Here is a 26498-nt window from a genome sequence, read left to right as displayed (position 1 = left end):
GACTGTCAGAGTAGGTTTCTTTGGGCCTGCAACAATGCCAGTTCTGGTATGAACCAGCATACAAAAAGGGCGCAGCATGCTGCGCCCCTACATGAAATCTCAACGCCGTACTAAACGTTAACTGCGAACCAAATCGTCGCCGTAGCCGATCCACTTGTAGGTGGTCAGAGCGTCCAGGCCCATTGGACCGCGGGCATGCAGTTTCTGCGTGCTGACCGCCACTTCTGCACCCAGACCGAACTGGCCGCCGTCGGTGAAGCGGGTGCTGGCATTCACATATACCGCACTGGAGTCCACCGCACGCACAAAGTGCTCGGCGCTGCTCAGTGAACGGGTGAGGATCGCGTCGGAGTGGCTGGTGCCGTGGGTACGGATATGGTCGATGGCCTGATCGATATCGTCCACCAGCGCCACGTTCAGATCCAACGACAGCCATTCGTCGTCATAATCTTCTGCCGCCACCGCCACCACCGTTGCCGGGCCGTCTTGCAGCAGCGGCATGGCATTCTCCGCCGCGTGCAGGGTAACCCCCACCGCCGCCATTCTGGCACTCAGCGCCGGCAGGAACTCTGCGGCGATGCTGCGGTTCACCAGCAGCGTTTCCAGCGAGTTACAGGCGCTTGGGCGCTGAATTTTGGCGTTCTCTATCACCGTCAGCGCCTTGTCGAAATCAACGCTGTCATCAACGTAGGTGTGGCAAACGCCGATACCGCCAGTGATCACCGGGATGGTCGACTGTTCACGACACAGCTTGTGCAGCCCCGCGCCACCGCGTGGGATCAGCATATCGACGTAGCGATCCAGGCGCAGCAGTTCATTCACCAACGCGCGATCCGGGCTGTCGATAGCCTGTACCGCCGCCGCCGGTAGGCCGCACTGTTCCAGCGCCTGCTGGATCACTTTCACCGTCGCCTGATTGGTATGGTGGGTTTCTTTACCGCCACGCAGGATCACCGCGTTGCCGGTTTTCAGGCACAGGCTGGCAACGTCGATGGTGACGTTTGGCCGTGCTTCATAAATCACGCCAATCACGCCCAACGGCACGCGACGGCGTTCCAGTTTCAGCCCGCTGTCCAGCAAGCTACCGTCCAACACGTGGCCGACCGGGTCGTTTAAACGACACACCTGGCGCACATCGTTGGCGATCGCCGCCAGTCGCGCCGGGGTCAGTAGCAGGCGATCGAGCAGCGCTTCGCTCATCCCGCTGGCGCGTGCCTGCGCCATATCCTGCTCGTTAGCCTGCAAAATCACTTCGCTTTCGGCTTCCAACCGGTCGGCGATGACCGACAACACCTGGTTTTTCTTCGCCGTGCTCAGCACCGCCAGTTGCCAGGAAGCCTGTTTGGCGGCTTTCCCCATTTGCTCTAGCATGCTCACTCCTTAACTGACTATCATATCGTCGCGGTGCACTGCCACCGGGCCGTATTCATAACCGAGAATTTCGCTGATTTCCTGCGAGTGATGACCGGCAATCATACGCATCGCGTCGCTGTTATAGCGGCTGACGCCGTGGGCCAAATCGCGCCCCGCCAGATTGCGGATGCGGATCACTTCACCGCGGGAGAAATCGCCTTTCACTTCGCGAATGCCCTTCGGCAGCAGCGAACTGCCGCGCGCCATAATCGCATCGACCGCGCCGTCGTCGACGGTGATCTCACCGGCCGGCGGTGCGCCAAAGATCCAGCGTTTGCGGTTTTCCAACGGGGTTTCCAGCGCGTGGAAACGCGTGCCCACCGGTTTACCTTCAATAACGTCCGCCACCACGCCCGGCTTGCTGCCAGCGGCAATGATCACGTCGATGCCGGCGCGACAAGCCACGTCGGCAGCTTGCAACTTGGTGCCCATGCCGCCGGTGCCCAGGCCGGAAACGCTGTCGCCAGCGATGGCACGCAGCGCATCGTCGATGCCGTGCACTTCACGGATCAGTTCCGCCTGCGGGTTATTGCGCGGATCGGCGGTGTACAAGCCTTGCTGATCGGTCAGCAACAGCAATTTGTCGGCCCCGGCCAGGATCGCCGCCAGCGCCGACAGGTTGTCGTTGTCGCCCACCTTGATTTCTGCGGTCGCTACCGCGTCGTTCTCATTGATTACCGGCACGATACGGTTGTCCAGCAGCGCGGTCATGGTGTCACGCGCGTTGAGGAAGCGTTCACGGTCTTCCAGATCGGCGCGCGTCAGCAACATCTGCCCGACGTGGATGCCGTAAATGGAAAACAGTTGCTCCCACAATTGGATCAGCCGGCTCTGCCCGACCGCCGCCAGCAGCTGCTTGGAGGCGATGGTGGCGGGGAGTTCGGGGTAACCCAAATGTTCGCGCCCGGCGGCAATCGCGCCGGAGGTGACGATAACGATGCGGTGACCCGCTGCATGCTGTTGTGCGCACTGGCGTACCAGTTCGACAATGTGAGCACGGTTAAGACGCAGCGATCCGCCGGTCAACACGCTGGTGCCCAATTTCACAACCAGTGTCTGGCTGCCGTTCATAGTATTTCTGCCGTGTAATTTATCCGTCATCTTTCAAGCTGCAGCGTTGTTGGCTACTCGCAATCCCCCCAGTCACTTACCTTGGTAAGCTCCTGCGGATTCCTGCGCTTGCCGCCTAGCCGCAACTCGAAAGCTATAGGATATGATGAGAATAAGAGTGCAAAGGTCTTTGTAGCAGGAGAGACGCGTTATGCCAACAGGCACAACGCGAAATCAGCAGAATACTTGTGGTCTAACGGGGTCAGGCGGAAAGTTTAATCAGTTTCTCTTTGAAATTCTCGGCCGGTTCAAGCGTCAGTTCCATGGTGGTCAGCAGCTCGCCCAGACGACGGTGGAAATCACGCAGGGTGGTTTCCAACTTGGTTTTCACTTCAGCATCTTTAATCTTTTCCGGCGTCCAGTGCCCATCTTTATCAAACAGGCCAAACTGATAGGCGTAGGTGAAACGCGTATCTTCGGCATGCAGTTCGATCCACCAACCCCAGAATTCGCGCTTCTCTGGAGCGGGCTTAACATTGACGCACACGGCTAAACAATCAAAGAAAAAACGGTCGTTCTCACACTGCCCTTCACGCAGGTACGGCCCCAAGCTGGCGAAACGTTTCATTAGTCGGCTTTTAGGGTGACCACTCGGTAACGTCATTCTTTAACCTCCTCAATGTAGACCACTCTTTTTAACAAACTGTTAAAATTTAGCAACTAATTAACGCATTTTATCTTTCATCCAGTGGGTCATTTGCAGCAACGCCTTGTGGAAACTGCTGTAGACAGGGGCGCGCGGTATGGCGATCAGTTTGCCGTCCAGCGACGACGATGCGATCAGCTGCGCTTCTTCTTTCGGGCTGAGCGGATCCTGATCCCAGTAACCGGCCAGCATTGGCGTCGGGCAACGGCGGCCCAACAGCCCTTGGGTTTTCAGCGAATAGCTATTCAATTCCACCTTCAGCACGTTATCCGACGCGTTGGCCATCCCCATCCGGCTGGCCAGCACATCCATGTACATGTCCGGCACATGCTGTTGCGTTTTGCTGTCGCACAGCAGGCGATGCACCACCGGCCCCAGACATGCCACGCCACGCAGCCGCTGTGGCTCCAGATAGGCCAGACGTACCGCCACGTTGGCACCAAAACGGAAGCCAAACGCGGTGACGCGCTGATGATCGACCCACGGCACCGAGGCCAGCTGGATCAGCACCTGCTGATGCAGGAAGCTGGAATCTTGCGTCAGCTTCCACTTGTATGAGGAGCCGATGGAGGGCATATCGATGGTCAGCATGGCGATGCCGTGCGGTGCCAGATAATCGCGGAACAGGCGGTGATAGTCAGTTTGCAGCGTGTCCAGGCTGCCGCACATCAACACCGTCGGGAACGGGGCCTCGCCCTTTTCCGGCAGGTGCAGGAAGCCATTGATGCTGCTGCCGCCCTCAATGCGGAACTCCAGCTCTTTCAACTGATAAGGCAGCAACAGCGCGGCTTCTTCGTAAGCCCGACAGGAGAGCGCTTCGGCCTGCTCGGCCAGTTCGTCCCCTTTCAGGTGCGGGTAGCCGGCGATGCTGTAAAAATTGGCGGCGTTGAGCCAGTGCTGACCGCCGATCAAAGGATCTTGCTGTTCCAACGCGCTCTGTTGCCAGCGCATGCCCTGGTGAACCCATTCGTAAATCCAGTTGCCGTTACGGTAACCGACCACGGTATCCAGCCATTTGTCGTTGGTGTGCTCCACATCGGCGACTGCGATGCGCGCCAGCACTTCGTTGATTTCGATCGGATCAACGCCGCGCCAGGCCCACAACAGCGGGTTAAGCATGCGATACCAGTTGCTGACGGTGTTGCCTTCCAGCGTGGAATGCAAATCGGCGCTGACTTTGTTGCGCGCGCGCATCACCAGCGTCGAGGTCTCAGGATGTTTAAATGAGGGTTTGAACAGAATTTCAGAAAGGTTGGCTTGTGCCATGGTAACAACAGCCTCCGTAAATCTGGCTATAGGCCGCAAACAGCCTAATCAACTGGAGGTAGTGTACCTAACTCTGGGGCGATAAACCAAAATAACGAAAACGCCCGGCGAAACCGGGCGTTTTAATGGAACAGCCTGTCGAACTTAACGACCGCCGATCGGTGGTACGAAGGTCACCGCCATGTCCCATGGCTGTTCGATCCAGGTATCCTGTGGGATATCAACCACATAATCGTCCACCAGCGGGCGGCCTGCCGGCTTGGCAAAGATGGTGACGAAATGCGCTTTCGGGTACATCTCGCGGATGGCTTTTGCAGTACCACCGGTATCCACCAGATCGTCGATGACGATAAAGCCTTCACCGTCGCCTTCAGCGCGCTTGAGCACTTTCATTTCGCGTTGGTTGTCATGGTCATAGCTGGAAATGCACACGGTATCCACATGGCGAATACCCAGTTCACGCGCCAGTAAGGCTGCCGGCACCAGGCCGCCGCGGCTTACGGCAATAATGCCTGTCCATTGGTCTACGGGCAGCAGGCGGTGAGCCAGTTTGCGCGCTTGCATTTGCAGCATGTCCCAGGTAACAACGTATTTTTCGCTCATAGAATGGTGTCCCAGCCAGCCAGGGTGTGGCTTATTCAGTAATCAGGGGAAAAAAGGTTGCGCGAGATTATAGAGACTGGGCGCGCCGAATACCAGTTGTACCGTGGAAATCATAAGTATTTCCTCTGGTGATTGATGCTGAAAAAATGAACTGCAGCGCAGCAAACTAGTGTGATCAAGCGCTTAAACAGCACAATTCGGGACGGGCACCGCCCGGTAGAAAGTGATATTCTCTGGAGATCGTGCCAAAACCGCACAGATGCCCCTAACCCTAACCGAGCGGTATTCCCGCTATGCCGTGAATGCCGTTACAGGAGACTTATTGTGTCTGAATTGTCTCAACTTTCGCCACAGCCGCTGTGGGATATTTTTGCCAAAATCTGCTCTATTCCACACCCTTCTTATCATGAAGAAGCGCTGGCGCAGCACATCCTCGAATGGGCCAAAGAGAAAAACCTCCACGCCGAGCGTGACCAGGTAGGCAATATCCTGCTGCGCAAGCCGGCCACCAAAGGCATGGAAAACCGCAAGCCGGTTGCCCTGCAGGCGCACCTGGACATGGTGCCGCAGAAAAATAACGACACCGTGCACGACTTCACCAAGGATCCGATTCAGCCGTATATCGACGGTGAGTGGATCAAAGCGCGCGGCACCACGCTGGGCGCCGACAACGGCATCGGCATGGCCTCCGCGCTGGCTGTGCTGGCAGACGACAGCGTCGAGCACGGTCCGCTGGAAGTGCTGCTGACCATGACCGAAGAAGCCGGCATGGACGGTGCATTCGGGCTGCAGGCTAACTGGCTGCAGGCGGATATCCTGATCAACACCGATTCCGAAGAAGAAGGCGAGATCTACATGGGTTGCGCCGGCGGTATTGATTTCATCACCACCCTGCCGCTGCAGCGTGAAGCCGTACCGGCCGGTTACCAGACCCTGAAGCTGACGATCAAAGGCCTGAAAGGCGGCCACTCCGGCGCGGATATTCACGTCGGTCTGGGCAACGCCAACAAACTGCTGGCGCGCTTCCTGTTCGATAATGCCGCGGCGTTGAATCTGCGCGTACTGGACCTGAACGGCGGCACCCTGCGCAACGCCATCCCGCGTGAAGCTTCTGCCGTGGTTGCCGTACCGGCAGCTAAGGCCGATGAGCTCAAAGCACTGAGCCAGGCGTTCCTGGCCACCCTGCAAAATGAGCTGTCCGCTAAAGAAAAGAACATCACCGTTCTGCTGGAGCCAACCACCAGCACGTCTCAGGCCATGACCGCAGACAGCCAACAGCGTTTCCTGGCACTGCTCAACGGCACGCCAAACGGTGTGATCCGCATGAGCGACGCGGTGAAAGGCGTGGTGGAAACCTCACTGAACGTGGGCGTAGTGACCACCAGCGACAGCGAAGCAGAAATCATCTGCCTGATCCGTTCGTTGATCGACAGCGGTAAAGATTACGTGGTCGGCATGCTGACCGCGCTGGGCCAGTTGGCCAACGCCAAAGTGGCCCCGAAAGGCGGCTACCCTGGCTGGCAACCGGACGCTGACTCACCGGTCATGCATTTGGTACGCGAGATCTATCAGGATCTGTTCAACAAGACGCCAAACATCATGGTGATCCACGCGGGGCTGGAATGCGGCCTGTTTAAAAAGCCGTACCCGAATATGGATATGGTGTCGATTGGGCCGACCATCACCGGGCCACACTCGCCGGATGAGCAAGTGCATATCGAAAGCGTGGGCCTGTACTGGAAACTGCTGACGGCACTGCTGAAGGCTATCCCAGAGCGCGCGTAATTTGCCGGGTTCGGTGTGCTGAACCCTAAAAAATACCGGGCTGTGCAAGCAAGGGCGCAATATTGCATTGCGCCCTTGTTATTCCCACGGCAGCAACAGCTGGCGCTCAAGCTGCGGATCCAGCAGCGTCACGTGCAAGCCTACCAGCCGCACCCCACGCCCTTCGCGCCTTTCGCTCCATGCCTGACGCGCTACATTGATCAAATCCTCTTTATTCAGTACTGGCCAAACGTGTTCTTGGGTTGTTTGCTGGAAATCCTGAAACTTCAGCTTTACGCCTTGGCGGGCGATATGCAGATCCGGTTTTACCTTGCGCAAGCGCATTTCCAGCTCCGGATACAGTTTGTCGACGATCAGCGCTTCGCACTCTTCCCAGGCATGAATGTCCTCCGCCAGCGTGCGTTCTACCCCCACCGACTTGCGCAGCCGCTCTGGCGAAACCTCACGCAGATCGATGCCCTGACAGCGTTCCCAAAGTACGCGGCCAAATTTGCCAAAGCGCTTTAACAACGCTGCCAGATCGTACTGCTGCACGTCGGCGCAGGTGATCAATCCCACTTCTTCCAACCGTTTGGCGGTCACTTTTCCCACGCCTGGGATTTTACTCAACGGCAGTTGCTGTAAAAACGCGGGAACCTGCGCCGGGGTAATGACGTATTGGCCGTTCGGCTTATTCAGCTCCGAGGCGATTTTGGCGAGGAATTTGATGGGCGCGACACCGGCAGACGCGGTGAGGTTCAGTTCATCGGCTATCGCCTGGCGGATTTGTTCGGCGATCAGCGTCGCCGAGCCGTTGCACTGGCTGCAGTCAGTGACGTCCAGATAGGCTTCATCCAGAGACAGCGGTTCGATCAACGGGGTGTAGCGGGCAAAAATTTCACGGATATGCAGCGAGGCTTCCTTGTACGCCGCCATGCGGCCGGGCAGCAGCTTAAGGTGCGGGCAAAGCTTGAGCGCCATCGCCGTCGACATGGCACTGTGTACGCCATAGCGACGTGCAGGATAGTTGGCGGTGCTGATCACCCCACGCCGGTCGGCGCTGCCGCCAATCGCCAACGGAATATCGCGCAGGCTGGGATCGTCGCGCATTTCTACCGCCGCGAAGAAGCAGTCCATATCGACATGAATGATTTTACGCATCGCCCCTCCAATAACACTGTATAAGTATACAGCCAATAATGGAAAGCTCAAGCCTCGGCAAAACTCGGATCAGCTCGGATAAAACAGGGTTTCACCCAATTATCTTCGACTTGTTAAAAAAGCGTAATTTTTGAATAGTACGCTGTGGCAAATTAATCGCCTCAGTTATTGATAACAATAAACCTTGCACAGGAAGGTGCCCTACATGAAAGCATTATCGGTCTATTTATTCGCTTCAGCATTATCCCTGATATCCCTTGCCGCGAGCGCAGCCCCTGCCATTATTGCGCACCGCGGTGGCACTGCCGACGCACCTGAAAACACTCGCGTCGCAATTGAAACCGCACTGAAAAACGGCGCCGACGCCATTTGGATCACGCTGCAGGAATCCAAAGACGGCGTTATCGTGCTATACCGTCCCTCAGACCTGAAAGCGCTGACCAACCAACAGGGCCTGGTCTCCGCTTACACCGCCGAACAACTGGCGAAAGTTGACGCCGGCTGGTCATTCGCCAAAGGGGAAACGCACCCGTTCCGGGGGAAAGGCATTGGCATTCCTCGGCTGGATGAAATACTCAACGACTTCCCCAAGGTCAATTTCTATCTGGACATCAAGTCACCGGATGCCAATCCGGCCCAGTTCGGTAAAACCTTGCTGGCAACCCTGGAAAAAACCGACAGCCTGAACCGCACCCGCGTTTACTCCACCGATGCCAAATATTTGCAGGCGCTACCGCCGGCTATCAAGCGTTTCGAAACCCGCGATGAAACCCGCGACCTGCTGGCGAATATCAGCCTGTCACACCTGTGCGAACTGAAGCCGGATAACCAGAAGCCACGCTGGTACGGGTTGGAACTGAAACGGGAAGTGGAAGTGGTGGAGAAATTTACCTTGGGCGAGGGGCGCTCCAAGGCGTTTCTGACCTGGGATAAAGAATCGATCGACTGCTTCCGTTCACAAGGCCCGGCGCACATCATTCTGTTTGGTATCAACACCCCGGCAGACTACCAGCAGGCGCTGGCGCTTGGGGTAGACGGGGTGATGGTCAACTCACCGGCCGATGCGAAAAACTTTCGCCAGGCCAAATAACCGATAAAAAAAGGGGCGCTGCATGCGCCCCTTGTAGTCAGATAATCCGGTGCTTTTCCAACTGCTGCTGGCGCAACGCCTCTTTCTCCAGGCGTTTTTTCCGCGCATCGCAAGGTTCCGGACAGTCGCAGACCTTATCCATCCCCAGCGCCGTAATGCCGCCGCAGCTGCCCTGCAGGCTTTTACGTTTAAACACGTAGCCCAGGGACATGCCGCCGACAATCAGCAGAAACAACACGAAGGTGGCGACAAATACCGTCAACATAGCGACCTCACGAGTGCTTGTTCAAATAGGGTTTAAACGCCTCAGAGTAGCGCTCTTCAAAACCGGTGGCAGTTTTCACAATCATGAACACCGGGATCCCCATCAGGTTCGCCAATGCCATGCCGCGTTCCGGCCCCAGTACGTTTAATCCGGTCGACAAACCGTCTGCCGCCATGCAGGTTGGGCTCAACACCGTGACCGACACCAGATGGTGATGGATCGGCCGGCCGGTGATCGGATCTATAGTATGCGAATACCGCACGCCATCCTGTTCGAAATAGTTACGGTAATCCCCCGAGGTAGCTATCGACATCTCACCGGGTTGGATCACCAATTGCGCTTTCTGCTCCATGCCGGCGGTCGGCCGCTCAATGGCGATACGCCACGGTTTATTCTCACCGTTGTGGCCGCGAGTGCGCACCTCACCGCCAATATCGACCATGTAGTTTTTCACCTGCTGCGACTGCAGGTACTGAGCAATGACATCCACCCCGTACCCCTTGGCAATCGAGGAAAGATCGACATACAGCTCCGGAATGCGTTTGACCAACGCGTTGCCCTGTACCGACAGCTTGTCGATGCCAGTCCAGGCGCGGCGCTGCTCCAGTGCGGCGGCGCTCGGCACCTTGTCCGGTCGCCCTTCAGGCCCGAAGCCCCACAGGTTAACCAACGGCCCGACGGTTACGTCCAGCGCGCCGTCAGTAACGCGGTTGATACGCAGCGCCTCCAGCACCACTTCTGCCGTCGCGGCCGACACCGGGAAGGGTTTATCCACTGCGCGACTGGCGTTGAAGCGGCTCAGTTCCGAGCCAGGACGATAGGTGGACATTTGGTTGTTCACCAACTCCAACCGTTTGTCGATCTCCGCCTGTATCTTGGCGGCGGACGGCGTGTCGTCGCCGGTGACGTAGCGGATCGAATAGGAGGTCCCCATGGTTTTACCCTCGAGATTCACCTGCTCCGGCCCGCAACCGGTCAATAACAGGGTGGCGCTCAGCACCACCGTCGTCATCCAGCCCTTCATTGCCCCTACGCGCATTTAGCCACCAAAGTCATCCAGCATGATATTTTCGTCTTCGACGCCCAGATCTTTCAGCATCTTGATCACCGCGGCGTTCATCATTGGCGGACCGCACATGTAGAATTCGCAGTCTTCCGGCGCAGGGTGGTTGCGCAGATAGTTTTCCAACAGAACATTATGGATAAAGCCGGTGTAACCCGTCCAGTTATCCTCTGGCTGCGGATCGGAAAGCGCCACGTGCCAGGTAAAGTTTTCATTCTCTTCCTGCAACCGGTTGAAATCGTCCTCGTAGAACATCTCACGCAGCGAACGCGCGCCGTACCAGAAGGTGATTTTGCGCTTGGACTTCAGGCGATTGAGCTGGTCAAAGATGTGTGAACGCATTGGCGCCATGCCGGCACCACCGCCGATAAAGATCATTTCGGCGTCGGTATCCTTGGCAAAGAACTCGCCGAACGGCCCGGAGATAGTCACCTTGTCACCGGCCTTCAGCGACCAGATATAGGAAGACATAATGCCCGGCGGCACGTCAGGATCGCGCGGCGGTGGCGTAGCGATACGCACGTTGAGCATGATAATGCCCTTTTCATCCGGATAGTTCGCCATGGAATAGGCGCGCACCGTGGTGTCATTCACCACTGAGCGATAGCGGAACAGGTTGAATTTGTCCCAGTCGCCGCGGTACTCCTCCGGCACATCGAAATCGGCATAGCTGATGTCGTGCGCCGGCGCCTCGATCTGAATAAAACCACCGGCACGGAACGGCACGTCTTCACCGTCAGGAATTTTCAGCTTCAGCTCTTTGATAAAGGTGGCTTTGTTATCATTGGAGATAACTTCGCACTCCCACTTCTTCACGCCAAAGATTTCTTCCGGCAGCTCGATTTTCAGGTTTTGCTTCACGTTCACCTGACAGGCCAGGCGGCAACCCTCTTTCGCTTCACGCTTGTTGATGTGCGACAGTTCAGTCGGCAGGATATCGCCGCCGCCCTCTTTGATCACCACCCGACATTGCCCGCAGGAACCGCCGCCGCCACAGGCGGACGAAACGAAGATCCCCTGGCTGGAGAGCATATTCAGCAGCTTGTCGCCCGCCGGAGCGGTAAAGCTTTTGTCCAAATCGCCATTCACTTCCACCGCAATATCGCCGGTGTTCACCAGCTTCGATTTGGCGAACAAGATCAGCAATACCAGCACCATAACGATGGCGGTAAACATCGCGACGCCTAAAATAATTTCCATAAATTCTTCCCGCCTTTACAACTGAACACCGGAGAAGGACATAAAGCCCAACGCCATCAGCCCGGTGGTGATAAAGGTAATGCCCAGGCCGCGCAACCCTGCGGGGACATTGGCATACTTGAGTTTTTCGCGGATCCCCGCCATCGCAACTATCGCCAACATCCAGCCCGTGCCGGAACCGAAGCCGTACACCACCGATTCGGCGAAGTTGTAGTCACGTTGCACCATGAAGGACACACCGCCGAAGATGGCGCAGTTCACGGTGATCAGCGGCAGGAAAATGCCGAGTGCGTTGTACAGCGACGGGAAGAAGCGATCGAGGATCATCTCCAGAATCTGCACCAGCGCAGCAATCACGCCGATAAAGGTGATGAAGTTGAGGAAGCTCAGATCAACGCCTTCCACCAGCGCGCCATCACGCAGGATCAGGTTGTAGACCAGGTTGTTCACCGGCACGGAGATGCCGAGCACCAGGGTAACCGCAATCCCCAAACCAAAGGCGGTCGAGACCTTCTTCGATACCGCCAGGAAGGTACACATCCCCAGGAAGAACGCCAACGCCATGTTCTCTACGAACACTGCGCGTACAAACAGGCTGATATAATGTTCCATCGGCCATTACTCCTTTTCGATCTGCGCTGGTTTCAGGGTGCGGAGCGCCCAAATCAGCAGGCCGATGATAAAGAACGCGCTCGGTGCCAGCAGGAACAAACCGTTTGGCTGATACCAACCGCCGTTCTGTACCGTTTCCAGCACCGGGATGCCGAACAGCTTGCCGGAACCGAACAGCTCACGCAGGAAGCCAACCAGCACCAGGATCACCCCGTACCCCAGCCCATTGCCGATACCGTCCATGAAACTCTCGATGGGCGGCGACTTCATGGCATAGGCTTCGGCGCGCCCCATCACGATACAGTTGGTGATGATCAGGCCAACGAACACCGACAGCTGTTTGGAAATCTCGAACGCATAGGCGCGCAGCAGCTGATCGACCACGATCACCAGCGAGGCGATAATCGCCATCTGCACGATAATGCGCACGCTGTTCGGAATATGGTGACGGATCAACGAAATAAAGAAGCTGGAAAACGCCGTAACCAGCGTCACCGCGATGGTCATCACCACCGCCGTTTCCAGCTTGGTGGTCACCGCCAGCGCGGAGCAGACGCCCAACACCTGCAGGGCAATCGGGTTGTTGTCGAACAGAGGCCCTAAAAGGACCCGTTTAATCTCTTTGGAATCAGCCATTTTTCAGCGCTCCTTCACGAACTTTTTTCAGGAACGGGCCAAAGCCGTGCTCGCCCAACCAGAAGTCAAAAGTATGCTGCACGCCGTTGGAGGTCAGCGTGGCGCCGGACAAGCCGTCCACCCCGTGTTCATCTCCCTGACGTGCCCCGCCTTTCACTACGCGGATCGCCGGTTGCCCGTTATCGTCAAACAGCTTTTTACCGACCCACTGCTGGCGCCAGCTGGCATTCTCAACCTCACCACCCAGGCCCGGGGTTTCTCCTTGCTGGTAGTAAGTAATGCCTTTCACCGTGTTACCGTCATTATCCAGCGCAACAAAGGCGTACATCATTGACCACAGGCCCGTGCCGTAAACCGGCAGCACAATTTTGTTCACCGCGCCGCTGTCGTCACGCACCAGATAGATTTCCGCCTGGTTACTGCGGCGTTTGATGCCCGCCGGATCGTCGGCCGCCGGCAACGCCGCACTTTTGCTGTCGTCACGCAATGCCGCAGCCAGATCGAACGCCGCTGCCTTGCCGGTAACAAACTCACCGCTGTTTAAATCCAGCAACCGGGGTTCGATGCGTTGCGTGAACAGCGTTTTGACCTGCTCGCCCTCCATTTTCGGTTGCAGCAGGCCAGCCACATCGAGGATATTGCGCTGCTTGTCGAGCAGCTTTTGTTCCTGCTGTTTGGACTTCAGGCCGACGGCGGAACCCGCCACCACCACAGAACACACCAGGCACAACAGCAGTACCACCAGCAGCGTTTTACCGATGCTGTCGTTTTTAGATTCATTCGCCACGGGCTTTTCTCCGCTTGATGTTGGCCTGCACCACCAGATAATCGAACAGTGGCGCGAACAGGTTGGCGAACAGGATCGCCAGCATCATGCCTTCCGGATAGGCCGGATTGACCACCCTGATCAGCACGCACATCACGCCAATCAGGATGCCGTACCACCATTTCCCCTTATTGGTGAACGAGGCGGAAACCGGATCGGTGGCCATAAAGATCATGCCGAAGGCGAAACCACCTAACACCAGGTGCCAGTACCACGGCATGGCGAACAGCGGGTTAGTAGTAGAACCGATGGAATTAAACAGGAAGGCGGTAGCCATCATGCCCAGCATCACGCCGGCGACGATGCGCCAGGATGCCACACGACCGAACAGGATTATCGCCCCGCCAAGCAGGATCATCAGCGTGGAAACTTCGCCGACGGAGCCGGGAATGTTGCCGAGAAACGCGTCCATCCAGCTGATTGACTGGCCGGTAGCGACGTTGCTCAGGCTGTGCGCCCCACCCGCGCTCCATTGCGCCAGCGGCGTTGCGCCGGAGAAACCGTCGGCGGAGGTCCACACCAGATCACCGGAAATCTGCGCCGGATAAGCGAAGAACAGGAAAGCGCGCCCCGCCAATGCCGGGTTAAGGAAGTTGCGCCCGGTGCCGCCGAAAATCTCTTTCGCCACCACCACGCCGAAGGTAATCCCCAGCGCGGCCTGCCACAGCGGCAGCGTGGGCGGCACAATCAGCGCAAACAGAATCGAGGTAACAAAGAAACCTTCGTTAATCTCATGCTTGCGAATGATAGCGAACAGCACTTCCCAAAATCCGCCGACCAGAAACACCACGGCGTATATCGGCAGGAAGTAGCAGGCACCCAGCACCATTTTGCTGACCCAGCCAGCGTCCACCGCCAAAGAAGCCCCCAACCATTGCGCCAGCCGGTAGTGCCAGTCGCCCGCCAATACCTGTTGCAGCTGATCGCCGCTATAGAGGTGATGCAGCGCCGGAATGGCCTGTTGGCCAACGTTGTACATGCCCCAGAACATCGCCGGGAAAACGGCCAGCCATACCAGGATCATCATGCGTTTCAGATCGATGGCGTCGCGCACGTGCGAAGCGCCGCGCGTCACCAGACCCGGGGTGTAAAACACCGTCGTCGTGGCTTCAAACAGCGGGTACCACTTTTCCAGCTTGCCGCCCGGAGTGAAGTGATGCTCGATTTTGTCAAAAAAGTTCTTCAGGCCCATCGGTTATCCTTCCTGCTCAATCTTGGTCAGCACGTCGCGCAGCACCGGAGCGTATTCATACTTGCCGGGGCAGACGAAGGTGCAAAGCGCCAGATCTTCTTCATCCAGCTCCAGACAGCCCAGCGCCTGTGCACTGTCGCTGTCACCCGCCAGAAGGTCACGCAGCAGCAGCGTCGGCAGAATGTCCAGCGGCATCACCCGCTCATAGTTGCCGATCGGTACCATGGCGCGTTCGCCACCGTGGGTGGTGGTCGAGAAGGCGAACAGCTTGTTTTTCAGGAAATGGCCCAGCGTGGTGCGGGTGATAGAGAATTTATCCGGCGACGGCGCGATCCAGCCGAACAGCTGTTTATCACGCCCTTCTTCCAGCACGGAAACCTGCGAGTGGAAACGGCCAAGATAGGCGTTAGGGCCGGCGACGTGGGTACCGCTCAGCACCGAGCCTGAAATCACCCGGTTTTCACCGGCTTTAAGACGGCCGGCGGTCAGTTCATCGAGGCTGGCCCCCAGGCGGGTACGCAGCAGCTGCGGCTGTTCCACCTGCGGGCCGGCCAGCGCCACCACCCGATCGGTATCGAGCTTGCCGGTAGTGAACAGCGTCCCTATAGCGATCACGTCCTGATAACCGATATGCCAGACGGTTTTTTTCAAACTGACCGGTTCGAGGAAGTGGATATGGGTCCCCACCAACCCGGCAGGATGCGGGCCGGCAAACTCGTTATAGGTCACCTGTGCATCCGGCTGCTTGCCCAGGTTCGCACCTGATGCGTGACAGACGTGGACTTTACCGTCGGTCAAGCGTGCCAATACCGATAACCCGGCGTTAAATGCCGCCAGTTGTTCGGTAATGATCACCAACGGATCGGCAGCCAGCGGCTGGCTGTCCATGGCGGTAACGAAAATGGCACGCGGCGTCGTTCCCGGCACAGGAGTTTTGCTGAAAGGGCGGGTGCGCAACGCCGTCCACAAGCCGCTGGCGATCAGTTCGCTTTCGACCTGCTCGCGCGGCAACATGGCCAGTTCCGCCATCGGGTAATGGGCAAACTCCAGCTGTTCGTCACCGTCATTTTCGATGGCGATCACCACCGACTGCAAAACGCGCCGTTCACCACGGTTGATGGCTACGATGCGGCCGCTGGCTGGCGCAGTGAAGAATACGCCGGGGGTCTTTTTATCTTCGAACAGCGCCTGACCTTTCTTAACGCTATCGCCTTCCTGCACCAGCATGGACGGGCGCATTCCGACGTATTCTTCCCCAAGCAGGGCGACATGCTGAATGATTGGGCCGTCATGAATTGCCTGAACCGGTGTTCCGGCAATGGGCAGATCTAACCCTTTTCTGATTTTAATCATAAGATTTATACGATGTTGGTTAGTTTCACACGTCTTACCGGCCCCAGAGGCTGGTGCTGACGATGCCTGGATGATGAGACTGCATCAGCAGCCTCTGGGTTAAGCGCAACGGCATCACGCTCAACATGAAATCTTTCGCACTGACAAAATGGGGTCGCGAACATTCCGTTGATAACTCCTGGATCCATTTTTGCGCGCTAAAAACGCTGTTAATACTTTGTTGCCGCAGGGGTGATTCAATCCCCCCGAGAAGTAAGCTCAACACCTCATTCTGCGGACGTAACAGCAGATTAATTCGAGCCGGGATATTAACATTTTTCACAACATTTTTCTGCGCTGGGCAGTGACCTGAGTCAAGCAAACGCAATTAAATTTCCGCTGTTTTACTCCACCAATCGTTAAAATCTGCCTGTCGATTCACTTTTATCGAAGTTTGTAGTTTTTTTATACACATCGCATATTGCTAAAAAAGAACACGCTGGTAATCTGACGGTGTTTTAAGACCGTAAAACAATAATCAGTGGCATGTTGGCCATGTCTACATTGAGCCAGCAGATAAATATAAGCAGGAATAATAATGAGCAAAATCGCGTTGTTGTTTGCGATGCTTTTTTCTATGCCGATGATCACGGCCTGCAGCGCCAGCGAGCAGGTTCCCGAGGCGCCGGTGGTTAAGCAGCAATTAGTGGGTTCACCGGTTTATATTCAGATATTCAAAGAAGAACGCACGCTGGAGTTGTATGCCAAAATGGGCAATGAATTCCGCCTGGTGAACTCTTTCCCTATCTGCAATTTCTCCGGCGGCCTGGGCCCGAAACGTCGTGAAGGTGACTTTAAAAGTCCGGAAGGCTTTTATAGCGTCGACTCGCGCCATCTGAAACCCGACAGTAAGTATTATCGGGCAATAAATATCGGCTTCCCTAATGATTACGATAAATCACAGGGGTATTCCGGCGCTTATCTGATGATCCACGGTGAATGCAAATCAATTGGGTGTTACGCGATGACCAACACCTATATGGATGAGATTTATCGTTATGTCGAAGCTGCGTTCGCTTATGGTCAGAGCCGGATTGATATCAGTATCTACCCGTTCCGCATGACCGATCAAAACCTGAAGCGACACAGTTCGTCTAACTACATCGCTTTTTGGCGCCAGTTGAAGCCGGGTTATGACTACTTCGTCAAAAACCATCAACCGCCAATGGTGGGGGTATCCAACGGTCAGTACGTGCTGGGCCAACCGTTGATGAGCAGCAGCCAGATGACGCAGTATGCGTCAACCACGGCTCCCGCTGTCAGCACCAATCCCTTCGCTCAGGCCAAGCCGCTCACCGAAGTGAAATAACGCGAATTCGCCTGGCGCAATCTTGTGCCAGGTTTCATTCGCCGTCAGCGGTTGGGTGGCAATCACCGTGACCACATCGTTAGGTGTGGTCTGCTGCTGGAAATCAATCTCCACGTCCTGATCGAGTAACGTAGCTTTCCCGAATGGCGCACGACGCGTGATCCAATACAAATTGGTGGAGCAGTACGCCATCACAAAACGCCCGTCCGACAGCAGCATGTTGAATACCCCTTTCTGGCGTAGTTGATCCGCCAACAGCGCGATATAGCGGAATACTGGCGGCCAACGGCTCGGAGTGCGTGGGTATTTCAGGGAAAGCTGGTGCAGCAACCAGCAGAAAGCATATTCGCTGTCAGTCTGGCCGACCGGGCGGAAGTTGCCGGTTTCCAACTGGCGATAGCCTTTCAATTGGCCATTGTGCGCGTAGGTCCAGTTACGGCCCCACAGCTCACGGGTAAAAGGGTGGGTATTCTCCAGCGCCACTTCACCGCGATTAGCCTGGCGGATATGCGAAACCACCGCACAGGACTTAATCGGATATTCTTGCACCAGACGGGCGATCGGCGAGTCGAAACTCGGCTGGGGATCTTTAAACGTGCGGCAACCGTTCCCTTCATAGAAGGTAATGCCCCAACCATCTTTATGTGGCCCGGTACGGCCACCGCGCTGAACCAGCCCGGTAAAGCTAAAGCAAATATCGGTCGGTACGTTTGCGCTCATCCCGAGCAGTTCACACATCGCTTGCCACTCCTTAACCACCCTGACGCCGTCTATTGGAGCGCGCCAGGCGCACCCCAATACAATATTAGCGGGGGCTGTGCGCCCCCTAAAGCCGTTAAGCCTTAACCATCTCTTTTTCGATCAGCTGAATCAAGATGTGGATCGCTTTGATATGAATTTCCTGGATGCGATCGGCGTAACCGAAGTGCGGTACGCGGATTTCCACGTCTGCGGAACCGGCCATTTTGCCGCCGTCTTTGCCGGTTAGGGTGATCACTTTCATCCCTTTGGCACGCGCCGCTTCGATAGCTTTAATGATGTTGCCGGAGTTGCCTGAGGTGGAAATGCCCAGCAGTACGTCGCCTTCGCGGCCTACCGCTTCCACATAGCGCGAAAACACATACTCGTAGCCGAAGTCGTTGCTGACGCAAGACAGGTGGCTGACGTCGGAAATGGCAATCGCCGGATAGCCTGGGCGGTTTTCACGGTAGCGGCCGGTCAGCTCTTCGGCAAAATGCATGGCATCACAGTGGGAGCCACCGTTACCGCAGGAAATGACTTTCCCACCGGCTTTGAAGGAATCGGCCAGCAGCACTGCCGCGCGTTGAATGGCGTCGATATTGGCATCGTCATTGATAAATTTCGCCAGGGTATCGGCCGCTTCGTTCAGTTCACTGCGAATAAGGTCGTGGTACATGAGGAACCTCTTGTTATCGTCAATCTTCCGCTCCGCAGTGTACCGGATCGGGGAAAAACCGAGAAGCACTCTGAGTCAAACAGCGCCTTCGTTGAGGTGCCGCTGAGGTTTTTGATGATTGGTGCGGTCAGATTGTGACTTAAGTTGTAATTAAACTGTAAATGCATTGATAAAAATATGGGCTTGTACTAAAACCTATTACATACACACAACAGGTCAGACCTCTTGCCACTTTGGAGCTTCTTATGATGGTTCTTAGTATTGTTGTTTTACTGGCACTCATTGGTGTGGTGTTCTATCACCGAGTGAACCTCACCCTCAGTAGCCTTATCCTGCTGGCATACACCGCCGCCATGGGCGCCATCGGTCTTTGGACCTTCTGGATGCTGCTGCCGCTGGCGATTATCCTGCTGCCGCTGAACATCACGTCACTGCGCCGTTCGATGCTGTCTGCACCGGCGCTGCGTGCGTTCCGCAAGGTAATGCCGCCTATGTCCACCACCGAAAAGGAAGCGATCGAAGCCGGTACCACCTGGTGGGAAGGCGATCTGTTCCGCGGGACGCCGGACTGGAACAAGCTGCATAATTACCCGAAACCACAGCTGACCGCCGAAGAGCAGGCGTTTATTGACGGCCCGGTGGAAGAAGCTTGCCGCATGGCCAACGACTTCCAGATCACCCACGAACTGGCCGATTTGCCGCCGGAACTGTGGGCGTACCTGAAAGAACACCGCTTCTTCGCAATGATCATCAAGAAAGAATATGGCGGCCTGGAATTCTCTCCTTATGCTCAGGCACGCGTGCTGCAAAAACTGGCTGGCGTTTCCGGCATTCTGGCGATCACCGTTGGCGTGCCGAACTCCCTCGGTCCGGGCGAACTGCTGCAGCATTACGGGACTGACGAGCAGAAAAATCATTACTTGCCGGGCCTGGCGCGCGGCGACGAGATCCCTTGTTTCGCCCTGACCAGCCCGGAAGCGGGTTCCGATGCCGGCGCTATTCCGGATGTCGGTACCGTCTGCATGGGTGAGTGGCAAGGCGAGCAGGTGTTGGGCATGCGCCTGACCTGGAACAAGCGCTACATCACGCTGGCACCGGTGGCGACCGTGCTGGGCCTGGCGTTCAAACTTTATGACCCGAACCACCTGCTGGGCAACAACGAATCACCGGGCATCACCTGTGCGCTGATCCCAACCAGCACTCCGGGCGTTGAAATCGGTAACCGTCATTTCCCGCTGAACGTGCCGTTCCAAAACGGCCCTACCCGCGGTAACGACGTGTTCGTACCTATCGATTACATCATTGGCGGGCCAAAAATGGCCGGTCAGGGCTGGCGCATGCTGGTTGAATGTCTGTCGGTAGGCCGTGGCATCACCCTGCCTTCCAACTCCACCGGTAGCGTGAAATCCATGGCATTGGGCATTGGCGCTTACGCCCATATCCGCCGTCAGTTCAAAATCTCGATTGGCAAAATGGAAGGCATCGAAGAGCCACTGGCGCGTATCGCCGGTAACACCTATGTGATGGATGCCGCGGCTACGCTTATCACCAGCGGCCTGATGCTGGGCGAAAAACCGGCGGTGCTGTCGGCCATCGTGAAATACCACTGTACCCACAGAGGCCAGCAGGCAATCATCGATGCAATGGATATTGCCGGCGGTAAAGGCATCATGCTGGGCAAATCCAACTTCCTGGCCCGTGCCTATCAGGGTGCGCCTATCGCCATCACGGTGGAAGGCGCGAATATCCTGACCCGTACCATGATGATCTTCGGTCAGGGCGCTATCCGTTGCCATCCTTATGTACTGGATGAAATGGCGGCAGCGCAAAATAACGACCTGAACGCCTTCGATAAATCGCTGTTCGGCCATCTGGGCCACGTAGGCAGCAACAAGGTGCGCAGCTTCTGGCTGGGCCTGACCAACGGCCGCACCAGTGGCACACCGACCAAAGACGCGACTCGTCGCTATTATCAGCAGTTGAACCGCCTGAGCGCTAACCTGGCGCTGCTGTCGGACGTTTCTATGGGGGTGCTGGGCGGCAGCCTGAAGCGCCGCGAACGTATCTCGGCCCGTCTCGGGGATATTCTCAGCCAAATGTACCTGGCTTCCGCTACGCTGAAACGTTTTGAAGACGAAGGCCGTCAGAAAGAAGATTTACCGCTGGTTCACTGGGGCGTGCAGGACAGTCTGCACCAGGCGGAACAAGCGTTGGACGATCTGCTGCGCAACTTCCCGAACCGCTTTATCGCCGGTGCGATGCGCTTCGTGATCTTCCCGTTCGGCCGCGTGCATACTGCACCTTCTGACCGTCTGGATCACCAATTGGCCAAGATCCTCCAACAGCCGTCTGCCACCCGCAGCCGTCTGGGGCGCGGTCAGTATCTGACGCCGAGCGAGCATAACCCGGTAGGCCTGTTGGAAGCCGCATTGGCGGACGTGATTGCCGCAGAGCCGATTCACCTGCGTCTGTGTAAGGAGAGTGGTAAAAACCTGCCATTCACCCGACTGGATCGTTTGGCACAACGGGCGCTGGAAGAAGGCAAAATCAGCGCCGATGAAGCGAAGATCCTGGTGAAAGCCGAAGAGAGCCGTCTGCGTTCCATCAACGTGGATGATTTCGAGCCGGATGCGCTGGCGGCCAGCAAGCCGGAAAAGCCGCTAAAGCAGGATAAGCGCCAGAAGCATACCGAAGCCGCGTAACGGCAATAAACACGTGCACTCAGGGGCGATAATCATCGCCCCTTTTTTATTTCCACTGAGAAATGCGCAGCCGTTCGCAACGTTACCAGAACGGCTAATTTAACCCTGGAGATTATCGGATAGACTGCCGGTGGGTGCTCTGGATCTTTCTGTCCGGAGCTTCAGTTTAGTCGAGGATAGAAAGAGAAAGGCCCCGAGTCGATACATCAACCCGAGGCCACTCTGAACGTCTAAGCAACGTCAGGTTAGCCTCTTACCCGCCGGAAGGCAAGGATAAGGAGGTCAAAAATGCAGCAGGGACGGGTCGTTCTTAGGCTGATGATTATCTGCATAACGCTTATCGCGCTGATGTGGATCACTCGCGGTTCACTGTGTGAATTGCGCATCAAACTGGGGGACACGGAGGTTGCAGCCATTTTGGCTTACGAACCCGAACGGTAAGGCAACCCAACGGCGGGTCTTGCCCCGCCTGTTGGTTGTTACGACAGATCCATGAGCACCCTTCCTCGCCGTATCCGTCAGGCTGCTAGCCGTTTTGGCGAATGCGCGCCAGCAGTGCATCGATATGTTCGATCTGCGACGCATTAACGATCAGCGCTCGGCCAAGGCTCAATGCGTGGCGCTGGCATTCTGCACGCATCTCGGCATCGCTAATACTGTCCAGATCGGCCACGTGTGCCAGACCGATAGTGCGGCGAATCAGTTCGCTGCCACAATAACCTACCGCATCCGCCCACACCTGCTGCAGGAACTGCTCGGCGTAACCTGGCACCGCCAGCGCCGGCTCACGAGTGTATTGGTGGCACAGCGCCAGGAAGCGATCGGCAAAAATCAGCCAGAGTTCGCGCACATCCTGCAGGCGTTGTTCTCGCCCGGCGGCGGCGTCACGCGGCCCTAACAGCCCCGGCAGACCGCAGTAGTTCAACAACAGATTGCCCAAGGCGCTGCCGACGTCAAACCCGATCGGCCCATAGAAACCAAACTCGGCGTCTATCGCCTTCAACTTGCCTTCCGCAACAAAAATTGAGCCGCTGTGGATATCGCCGTGCAGCAACGCTTCCGCCTTGCTCAGAAAGCGGTGTTTCAGTCCAGCCACCGCCAGTTTCAACGCGGAATCGCTACGCAGCTCTAGCACCTGGGGCAGCAGCACCGGGTCAAACTGATTACGCTCATGATCGATATAGGGATCGGTAAAGAAAAGATCTTCGGTGATCTGGCACAGTTCAGGGTTGGTGAAGCGACTAACTTCGGCCTTTTTTGCCTGTGCCGTCTGATAGAAATCGGAGGTATGGAACAGGGTCTGCGCCAAATATTCCGCCAATTGCCCGGCCGCCAGCGGGTAATAGTGGCCCTTGAGCAATTCACTGCGCCAGATGTGGTGGTCGGAAAGATCTTCCTGCACCATCACCGCCAGCTCGGGATCATGATGCAACACTTTTACCGTATGTCTTGGGCAAAAAACGCCGTGGATCAACAGAGTTTCCGCTTCGATCCGTGCCCGATCCAGGGTCAGTGGCCAGGATTCGCCCACGCAGCGTACATACGGCAGCGCCTGTTTAACGATCACCCTGCTCACGCCATCGCGATCGCGGATCTTGAACACCAGGTTCAGATTGCCGTCACCAATCTCGTCAGCGCTCACCAGCGCCTGCGGATCGGCTAACTGCCCGTATTGGCGAGCATACTCAACGGCATCGGCAGCAGTAAACGTACGATAATGCGACATTCCCAACCCCTCTTTCCTGTCTCTCTGACACAACGATTATTATTTTTTAGACGTAAAAGCATTTGGACGTCTATACATCTGGAAGTCATGTTGGCAGAATAGCTTTCCAGATGCAATAACTACGCAACAAGGAATTAACCGCCGATGCAAGCGCTTAACACCACCAGTTTGACCCTGCGTGACAACCGACTTTGGATCCTCGATCAGCAGGCTTTGCCGCAGGAAAAACAGTGGCGAACCTGCGACAGCGTAGAGGAACTGGTTGATCATATTCATACCTTGCGGGTGCGGGGCGCACCGCTGATCGGCCTGTCCGCCAGCCTGCTGTTGGCCCTGTTGGCAGAACGTGGGCTGCCGCGTGAACAGCTTGAGCAGGCACTGATCACTCTGCGTGCTTCAAGGCCGACGGCGGTCAATCTGATGAACAATCTGGACCGCATGAAGCTGGCGCTGGCGCAACCGCAATGGGTGCCGGCGATGGTTGAAGAAGCCTTGCGGCTAGTGGAAGAAGACCGCAAATTGTGCGATCGCATTGCCGACCACGGAGCCGAACTGGTCAAACCCGGCAGTCGCCTGCTGACCCATTGCAATACCGGTGGCTTGGCGACCGCTGGCGTCGGTACTGCCATTGGCGTGCTACTACGCGCCCATCAGCAGGGCAAAGTGCAGCAGGTGTGGGTGGATGAAACCCGGCCGCTGCTGCAGGGTGGCCGCTTGACCGCCTGGGAGCTGGGCGAGTTGGGTATTCCTTATCGGTTGATTTGCGACTCCATGGCTGCCAGCCTGATGGCGCAGGGCCAGGTCGACGCCGTATGGGTGGGTGCCGATCGCATCGCTGCCAACGGTGACGTTGCCAATAAAATAGGCACCTACAGCCTGGCAGTCCTGGCGCATTACCACAACATCCCCTTCTACGTTGCCGCCCCGCATACAACGCACGACCCCCACTGTCCGAACGGCGCAGCCATCCCTATCGAGCAACGCGCCGCAGCTGAGGTGACCGGTGTGTCGGGCAGTTTTGGCTCATGCCAATGGGCGCCAACCGATGCGCAGGTTTACAACCCGGCGTTTGACGTCACGCCGGCGAAGCTTATCAGCGGTTGGGTGTTTGACAGCGGCGTGATTACGCCACAGCAGGTCAATGATGGGATCTTCCAGCGGGCGTTAGGCTAACGCCCGCGCAGTATCAGTTGAGACGCGGATAAGCATCGGCGATTTTATCGCCGGTGAAATGTGCCACCCAGCCTTCCGGGTTATCGAACACGCGGATCGCCGTGAAATTCGGCGCCGATCCCATGTCAAACCAATGGCGAGTGTCTGCCGGCACGGAAATCAGATCGTTCTTCTCGCACAGGATCTGGTAGATCTTGCCGTTCAGATGCAGGCAGAACAGCCCCGCGCCTTCGACAAAAAACCGCACTTCATCTTCACCATGGGTGTGTTCGGAAAGAAACTTCTCGCGCAGCACTTCGCGCTGGGCGTTGTCCGGACGCATGCTGATCACATCCCAACTCTGGTAGCCTTTTTCCGCCACCAGACGATCAATTTCATGCTGGTAAGCGGCAATCACCGCCGCCGGTTCCGGGTTGTCACCCAGTTCACGATCGGCCTGCCAGCGTTCAAAACGCACGCCGATTTGTGCCAGTTGCAGCTGAATAGCTTCGGCATCGCGGCTCTGCCACAGCGGCTGCTGCGGCTCTTTATCGCTGAAAATCGTCAATCCACTCATGAGGCAAACTCCCCTAAATCGATGTGATCAAAACGGTTAACCTGCGGGTGCTGGCTCTGCGCATCGGCGTCGTCGCGGATCAGCTGACAGGTGTGCCAACCGGCGGCTCGCGCGGCATCCAGCTCTTGATGAATATCGGAAAGGAACAGCAGCTCGTCGGCGGCGATACCGATTTCATTGGCAATGTTGCGGTACGAGGCGGTTTCACGCTTGGCCCCGACGTGGGTATCGAAATACCCGCTGAACAATGGCTGCAGATCGCCGGCATCACTGTTGCCGAACAGCAGTTTCTGCGCTTCCACCGAGCCGGAAGAGTAAACGTATAGCTTCAGCCCCTGCTGCTGCCAGGCGCTCAGCTGCCCGGCCACTTCAGGGTATAAATGCCCGCGGAAATCACCGTTGTGGTAACCACTGCGCCAGATGATGCCTTGCAGTGCCTTCAGCGCGGTGGATTTGCGATCTTCGTCCATAAAACGGTAGAGCGCGGCAATAAGTTGCTCAATATCCGCCTGCGGTTGGTCAATCTCATGACGCAGGGCAGCCAGCGGCGCAGCCACCTCAGCCTCTGCCTGGTGCTGACGGATAAACGGTGCCAAACGTTCACGCGCATAGGGAAACAGCACCTGATGAACAAAGCGGATATCGCTGGTGGTACCTTCAATGTCAGTGACGATGGCGCGGATCATTTTGCCTCCAGTAAACGGCGTTGCAGTTCGCACTGGAACAGGAATTCCAGCCCTTCAAGGTGACGACGAGCCTCCGCAACCTGGCGGCCCCAGCAATACAGGCCGTGACCCCGCACCAGAAAACCGTACTGCAATGGCGTCACTTCGGCATAGGCCGCGACGCGCGCGGCCAAGCGCGGAATGTCCTGATCGTTGTCGAAAATGGGGATCGCTACGGTATCCAGATGAGAGCTCTGCCCGGCGAGAGATTTTTGCATCTCATAGCCCTGCAACACCAAACGCTCGCTGGATTCAACGCGTGACAACACTGTCGCATTCACCGAATGCGTATGCAACACCGCGCCAATCTGCGGGTACAGCCGGTAAATCAAGGTATGCAGGCCGGTTTCCGCCGAGGGTGTGCGGCCACTCGGCACATGGTTGGTGGCGGTTTCCACCAGCAGGAAATCCGATTCGCTCAGGCTGCCTTTATCCTTGCCGGATTCGCTCACCAGACAGTGTCGGTCATCAAGACGCAGCGACATGTTGCCGCCGGTCGCCGGGCACCAGCCCTTTTCGCCAATCCAGTGACAGGCAGACAACAGCGCTGTAAGTTGCGGATTTTCGGTCATTATCGTTTCCCGGTAGTAAGGTCGTCCAGCAGGTGAAGCTTAGAATGATTTGATTAATGATTAGATTTTTTCTTCATTT

The 26498-nt window shown here is 56.6% G+C and carries 27 protein-coding genes; 6 read left to right on the top strand and 21 right to left on the bottom strand.

The window, feature by feature from the left end:
- Nucleotides 1-117 precede the first annotated feature (117 nt).
- The 5 genes from proA to gpt all read right to left on the bottom strand — a co-directional run bounded on the left by proA (nucleotide 118) and on the right by gpt (nucleotide 5038).
- Nucleotides 118-1371: a glutamate-5-semialdehyde dehydrogenase gene (gene proA, locus AC1RKC_RS22135; RefSeq protein ID WP_048759703.1), complete on the bottom strand. Its 1254-nt coding sequence runs from the start codon at nucleotides 1369-1371 to the stop codon at nucleotides 118-120.
- Nucleotides 1372-1380: 9 nt separating this feature from the next.
- On the bottom strand, nucleotides 1381-2484 hold the full coding sequence (gene proB / locus AC1RKC_RS22130) for a glutamate 5-kinase (protein ID WP_020825379.1): 1104 nt from the start codon (nucleotides 2482-2484) through the stop codon (nucleotides 1381-1383).
- Between the two features lie 241 nt (nucleotides 2485-2725).
- Entirely contained in the window at nucleotides 2726-3127 is a 402-nt protein-coding gene (crl, locus tag AC1RKC_RS22125) for a sigma factor-binding protein Crl (protein WP_041414255.1), read from the bottom strand.
- A gap of 60 nt (nucleotides 3128-3187) precedes the next feature.
- Nucleotides 3188-4435 (bottom strand): esterase FrsA, encoded by a 1248-nt coding sequence (frsA, locus tag AC1RKC_RS22120; RefSeq protein ID WP_044548514.1) that lies wholly within the window; start codon nucleotides 4433-4435, stop codon nucleotides 3188-3190.
- 144 nt (nucleotides 4436-4579) lie between these two features.
- Nucleotides 4580-5038: a xanthine phosphoribosyltransferase gene (gene gpt, locus AC1RKC_RS22115; RefSeq protein ID WP_044548512.1), complete on the bottom strand. Its 459-nt coding sequence runs from the start codon at nucleotides 5036-5038 to the stop codon at nucleotides 4580-4582.
- A gap of 324 nt (nucleotides 5039-5362) precedes the next feature.
- Here gpt and pepD point away from each other — a divergent pair, with 324 nt between their 5' ends.
- Nucleotides 5363-6823, top strand: a complete 1461-nt coding sequence (gene pepD / locus AC1RKC_RS22110; protein WP_020825375.1) for a beta-Ala-His dipeptidase — start codon at nucleotides 5363-5365, stop codon at nucleotides 6821-6823.
- A 78-nt stretch (nucleotides 6824-6901) separates the two neighbouring features.
- Here pepD and dinB read toward each other — a convergent pair whose 3' ends face one another.
- Nucleotides 6902-7963 carry a DNA polymerase IV gene (gene dinB, locus AC1RKC_RS22105; protein ID WP_020825374.1) on the bottom strand — a complete coding sequence of 354 codons (1062 nt, stop codon included), beginning with the start codon at nucleotides 7961-7963 and terminating at the stop codon, nucleotides 6902-6904.
- Nucleotides 7964-8168: 205 nt separating this feature from the next.
- On the opposite strand from dinB, the gene AC1RKC_RS22100 reads away from it, so the two are divergent.
- Complete coding sequence (locus AC1RKC_RS22100; protein WP_020825373.1) at nucleotides 8169-9053, top strand: glycerophosphodiester phosphodiesterase family protein; 885 nt, start codon at nucleotides 8169-8171, stop codon at nucleotides 9051-9053.
- Between the two features lie 37 nt (nucleotides 9054-9090).
- Here the strand turns inward: AC1RKC_RS22100 and nqrM are convergent, their stop codons facing one another.
- The 9 genes from nqrM to AC1RKC_RS22055 are packed head-to-tail and all read right to left on the bottom strand — an operon-like array spanning nucleotide 9091 to nucleotide 16522.
- Nucleotides 9091-9318 carry a (Na+)-NQR maturation NqrM gene (gene nqrM / locus AC1RKC_RS22095; RefSeq protein WP_020825372.1) on the bottom strand — a complete coding sequence of 76 codons (228 nt, stop codon included), beginning with the start codon at nucleotides 9316-9318 and terminating at the stop codon, nucleotides 9091-9093.
- Between the two features lie 7 nt (nucleotides 9319-9325).
- A complete protein-coding gene (locus tag AC1RKC_RS22090; RefSeq protein WP_261134964.1) occupies nucleotides 9326-10357 on the bottom strand; it encodes an FAD:protein FMN transferase in 1032 nt (343 codons plus the stop codon).
- The gene (gene nqrF, locus AC1RKC_RS22085) at nucleotides 10358-11581 is read right to left on the bottom strand and encodes an NADH:ubiquinone reductase (Na(+)-transporting) subunit F (protein ID WP_044548498.1); all 1224 of its coding nucleotides are present in this window, start codon (nucleotides 11579-11581) and stop codon (nucleotides 10358-10360) included.
- 15 nt (nucleotides 11582-11596) lie between these two features.
- Nucleotides 11597-12193 carry an NADH:ubiquinone reductase (Na(+)-transporting) subunit E gene (gene nqrE / locus AC1RKC_RS22080; protein WP_012005400.1) on the bottom strand — a complete coding sequence of 199 codons (597 nt, stop codon included), beginning with the start codon at nucleotides 12191-12193 and terminating at the stop codon, nucleotides 11597-11599.
- A 6-nt stretch (nucleotides 12194-12199) separates the two neighbouring features.
- Complete coding sequence (locus AC1RKC_RS22075) at nucleotides 12200-12829, bottom strand: NADH:ubiquinone reductase (Na(+)-transporting) subunit D (RefSeq protein WP_020825369.1); 630 nt, start codon at nucleotides 12827-12829, stop codon at nucleotides 12200-12202.
- Nucleotides 12822-13616: a Na(+)-translocating NADH-quinone reductase subunit C gene (locus tag AC1RKC_RS22070; RefSeq protein ID WP_020825368.1), complete on the bottom strand. Its 795-nt coding sequence runs from the start codon at nucleotides 13614-13616 to the stop codon at nucleotides 12822-12824. Before AC1RKC_RS22070 ends, AC1RKC_RS22075 begins: the two co-directional genes overlap by 8 nt.
- A complete protein-coding gene (locus AC1RKC_RS22065) occupies nucleotides 13606-14847 on the bottom strand; it encodes an NADH:ubiquinone reductase (Na(+)-transporting) subunit B (protein WP_046374424.1) in 1242 nt (413 codons plus the stop codon). The genes AC1RKC_RS22070 and AC1RKC_RS22065 overlap by 11 nt, the downstream gene beginning before the upstream one ends.
- 3 nt (nucleotides 14848-14850) lie before the next feature.
- Entirely contained in the window at nucleotides 14851-16200 is a 1350-nt protein-coding gene (locus AC1RKC_RS22060; protein WP_046374425.1) for a Na(+)-translocating NADH-quinone reductase subunit A, read from the bottom strand.
- A 34-nt stretch (nucleotides 16201-16234) separates the two neighbouring features.
- Nucleotides 16235-16522 carry a hypothetical protein gene (locus AC1RKC_RS22055; protein ID WP_128864373.1) on the bottom strand — a complete coding sequence of 96 codons (288 nt, stop codon included), beginning with the start codon at nucleotides 16520-16522 and terminating at the stop codon, nucleotides 16235-16237.
- 255 nt (nucleotides 16523-16777) lie between these two features.
- On the opposite strand from AC1RKC_RS22055, the gene dpaA reads away from it, so the two are divergent.
- The gene (gene dpaA, locus AC1RKC_RS22050; RefSeq protein ID WP_020825365.1) at nucleotides 16778-17548 is read left to right on the top strand and encodes a peptidoglycan meso-diaminopimelic acid protein amidase; all 771 of its coding nucleotides are present in this window, start codon (nucleotides 16778-16780) and stop codon (nucleotides 17546-17548) included.
- Here the strand turns inward: dpaA and AC1RKC_RS22045 are convergent.
- Together AC1RKC_RS22045 and lpcA are read right to left on the bottom strand one after the other, a co-directional pair.
- Nucleotides 17480-18286 carry a class II glutamine amidotransferase gene (locus tag AC1RKC_RS22045; RefSeq protein ID WP_020825364.1) on the bottom strand — a complete coding sequence of 269 codons (807 nt, stop codon included), beginning with the start codon at nucleotides 18284-18286 and terminating at the stop codon, nucleotides 17480-17482. The genes dpaA and AC1RKC_RS22045 overlap by 69 nt on opposite strands.
- 97 nt (nucleotides 18287-18383) lie before the next feature.
- Nucleotides 18384-18965, bottom strand: coding sequence for a D-sedoheptulose 7-phosphate isomerase (gene lpcA / locus AC1RKC_RS22040; RefSeq protein ID WP_004949058.1), 582 nt, complete (start codon nucleotides 18963-18965; stop codon nucleotides 18384-18386).
- A gap of 245 nt (nucleotides 18966-19210) precedes the next feature.
- Here lpcA and fadE point away from each other — a divergent pair, with 245 nt between their 5' ends.
- Together fadE and AC1RKC_RS22030 are read left to right on the top strand one after the other, a co-directional pair.
- Nucleotides 19211-21667, top strand: coding sequence for an acyl-CoA dehydrogenase FadE (gene fadE / locus AC1RKC_RS22035; RefSeq protein WP_176983595.1), 2457 nt, complete (start codon nucleotides 19211-19213; stop codon nucleotides 21665-21667).
- Nucleotides 21668-21955: 288 nt separating this feature from the next.
- On the top strand, nucleotides 21956-22108 hold the full coding sequence (locus AC1RKC_RS22030) for a Hok/Gef family protein (protein WP_046374426.1): 153 nt from the start codon (nucleotides 21956-21958) through the stop codon (nucleotides 22106-22108).
- Between the two features lie 85 nt (nucleotides 22109-22193).
- Here the strand turns inward: AC1RKC_RS22030 and mtnK are convergent, their stop codons facing one another.
- Nucleotides 22194-23393, bottom strand: a complete 1200-nt coding sequence (gene mtnK, locus AC1RKC_RS22025; RefSeq protein WP_046374427.1) for an S-methyl-5-thioribose kinase — start codon at nucleotides 23391-23393, stop codon at nucleotides 22194-22196.
- Between the two features lie 144 nt (nucleotides 23394-23537).
- Here mtnK and mtnA point away from each other — a divergent pair, with 144 nt between their 5' ends.
- Nucleotides 23538-24566, top strand: coding sequence for an S-methyl-5-thioribose-1-phosphate isomerase (gene mtnA / locus AC1RKC_RS22020; RefSeq protein ID WP_493092506.1), 1029 nt, complete (start codon nucleotides 23538-23540; stop codon nucleotides 24564-24566).
- Between the two features lie 13 nt (nucleotides 24567-24579).
- Here mtnA and AC1RKC_RS22015 read toward each other — a convergent pair whose 3' ends face one another.
- From AC1RKC_RS22015 to AC1RKC_RS22005, 3 genes are read right to left on the bottom strand one after another with little or no spacing between them, the layout of a single operon-like run.
- Entirely contained in the window at nucleotides 24580-25122 is a 543-nt protein-coding gene (locus AC1RKC_RS22015; protein ID WP_128864369.1) for a 1,2-dihydroxy-3-keto-5-methylthiopentene dioxygenase, read from the bottom strand.
- Nucleotides 25119-25808, bottom strand: coding sequence for an acireductone synthase (gene mtnC, locus AC1RKC_RS22010; protein ID WP_116691228.1), 690 nt, complete (start codon nucleotides 25806-25808; stop codon nucleotides 25119-25121). Before mtnC ends, AC1RKC_RS22015 begins: the two co-directional genes overlap by 4 nt.
- Complete coding sequence (locus AC1RKC_RS22005) at nucleotides 25805-26419, bottom strand: methylthioribulose 1-phosphate dehydratase (protein ID WP_020825358.1); 615 nt, start codon at nucleotides 26417-26419, stop codon at nucleotides 25805-25807. The genes mtnC and AC1RKC_RS22005 overlap by 4 nt, the downstream gene beginning before the upstream one ends.
- Nucleotides 26420-26498: the final 79 nt, after the last annotated feature.

The organism is Serratia sp. GW822-FHT06E05, from assembly GCF_058799445.1.
The sequence above is the reverse complement of the archived record's forward strand: the minus strand, read 5'-3'. Positions and strand labels throughout refer to the sequence as shown.

What these genes read in the sequence shown, in the direction of transcription:
- proA (WP_048759703.1), bottom strand. Translation starts at nt 1,371, where the DNA reads ATGCTAGAGCAAATGGGGAAAGCCGCCAAACAGGCTTCCTGGCAACTG.
- proB (WP_020825379.1), bottom strand. Translation starts at nt 2,484, where the DNA reads ATGAACGGCAGCCAGACACTGGTTGTGAAATTGGGCACCAGCGTGTTG.
- crl (WP_041414255.1), bottom strand. Translation starts at nt 3,127, where the DNA reads ATGACGTTACCGAGTGGTCACCCTAAAAGCCGACTAATGAAACGTTTC.
- frsA (WP_044548514.1), bottom strand. Translation starts at nt 4,435, where the DNA reads ATGGCACAAGCCAACCTTTCTGAAATTCTGTTCAAACCCTCATTTAAA.
- gpt (WP_044548512.1), bottom strand. Translation starts at nt 5,038, where the DNA reads ATGAGCGAAAAATACGTTGTTACCTGGGACATGCTGCAAATGCAAGCG.
- dinB (WP_020825374.1), bottom strand. Translation starts at nt 7,963, where the DNA reads ATGCGTAAAATCATTCATGTCGATATGGACTGCTTCTTCGCGGCGGTA.
- AC1RKC_RS22100 (WP_020825373.1), top strand. Translation starts at nt 8,169, where the DNA reads ATGAAAGCATTATCGGTCTATTTATTCGCTTCAGCATTATCCCTGATA.
- nqrM (WP_020825372.1), bottom strand. Translation starts at nt 9,318, where the DNA reads ATGTTGACGGTATTTGTCGCCACCTTCGTGTTGTTTCTGCTGATTGTC.
- AC1RKC_RS22090 (WP_261134964.1), bottom strand. Translation starts at nt 10,357, where the DNA reads ATGCGCGTAGGGGCAATGAAGGGCTGGATGACGACGGTGGTGCTGAGC.
- nqrF (WP_044548498.1), bottom strand. Translation starts at nt 11,581, where the DNA reads ATGGAAATTATTTTAGGCGTCGCGATGTTTACCGCCATCGTTATGGTG.
- nqrE (WP_012005400.1), bottom strand. Translation starts at nt 12,193, where the DNA reads ATGGAACATTATATCAGCCTGTTTGTACGCGCAGTGTTCGTAGAGAAC.
- AC1RKC_RS22075 (WP_020825369.1), bottom strand. Translation starts at nt 12,829, where the DNA reads ATGGCTGATTCCAAAGAGATTAAACGGGTCCTTTTAGGGCCTCTGTTC.
- AC1RKC_RS22065 (WP_046374424.1), bottom strand. Translation starts at nt 14,847, where the DNA reads ATGGGCCTGAAGAACTTTTTTGACAAAATCGAGCATCACTTCACTCCG.
- AC1RKC_RS22060 (WP_046374425.1), bottom strand. Translation starts at nt 16,200, where the DNA reads ATGATTAAAATCAGAAAAGGGTTAGATCTGCCCATTGCCGGAACACCG.
- dpaA (WP_020825365.1), top strand. Translation starts at nt 16,778, where the DNA reads ATGAGCAAAATCGCGTTGTTGTTTGCGATGCTTTTTTCTATGCCGATG.
- AC1RKC_RS22045 (WP_020825364.1), bottom strand. Translation starts at nt 18,286, where the DNA reads ATGTGTGAACTGCTCGGGATGAGCGCAAACGTACCGACCGATATTTGC.
- lpcA (WP_004949058.1), bottom strand. Translation starts at nt 18,965, where the DNA reads ATGTACCACGACCTTATTCGCAGTGAACTGAACGAAGCGGCCGATACC.
- fadE (WP_176983595.1), top strand. Translation starts at nt 19,211, where the DNA reads ATGATGGTTCTTAGTATTGTTGTTTTACTGGCACTCATTGGTGTGGTG.
- AC1RKC_RS22030 (WP_046374426.1), top strand. Translation starts at nt 21,956, where the DNA reads ATGCAGCAGGGACGGGTCGTTCTTAGGCTGATGATTATCTGCATAACG.
- mtnK (WP_046374427.1), bottom strand. Translation starts at nt 23,393, where the DNA reads ATGTCGCATTATCGTACGTTTACTGCTGCCGATGCCGTTGAGTATGCT.
- mtnA (WP_493092506.1), top strand. Translation starts at nt 23,538, where the DNA reads ATGCAAGCGCTTAACACCACCAGTTTGACCCTGCGTGACAACCGACTT.
- AC1RKC_RS22015 (WP_128864369.1), bottom strand. Translation starts at nt 25,122, where the DNA reads ATGAGTGGATTGACGATTTTCAGCGATAAAGAGCCGCAGCAGCCGCTG.
- mtnC (WP_116691228.1), bottom strand. Translation starts at nt 25,808, where the DNA reads ATGATCCGCGCCATCGTCACTGACATTGAAGGTACCACCAGCGATATC.
- AC1RKC_RS22005 (WP_020825358.1), bottom strand. Translation starts at nt 26,419, where the DNA reads ATGACCGAAAATCCGCAACTTACAGCGCTGTTGTCTGCCTGTCACTGG.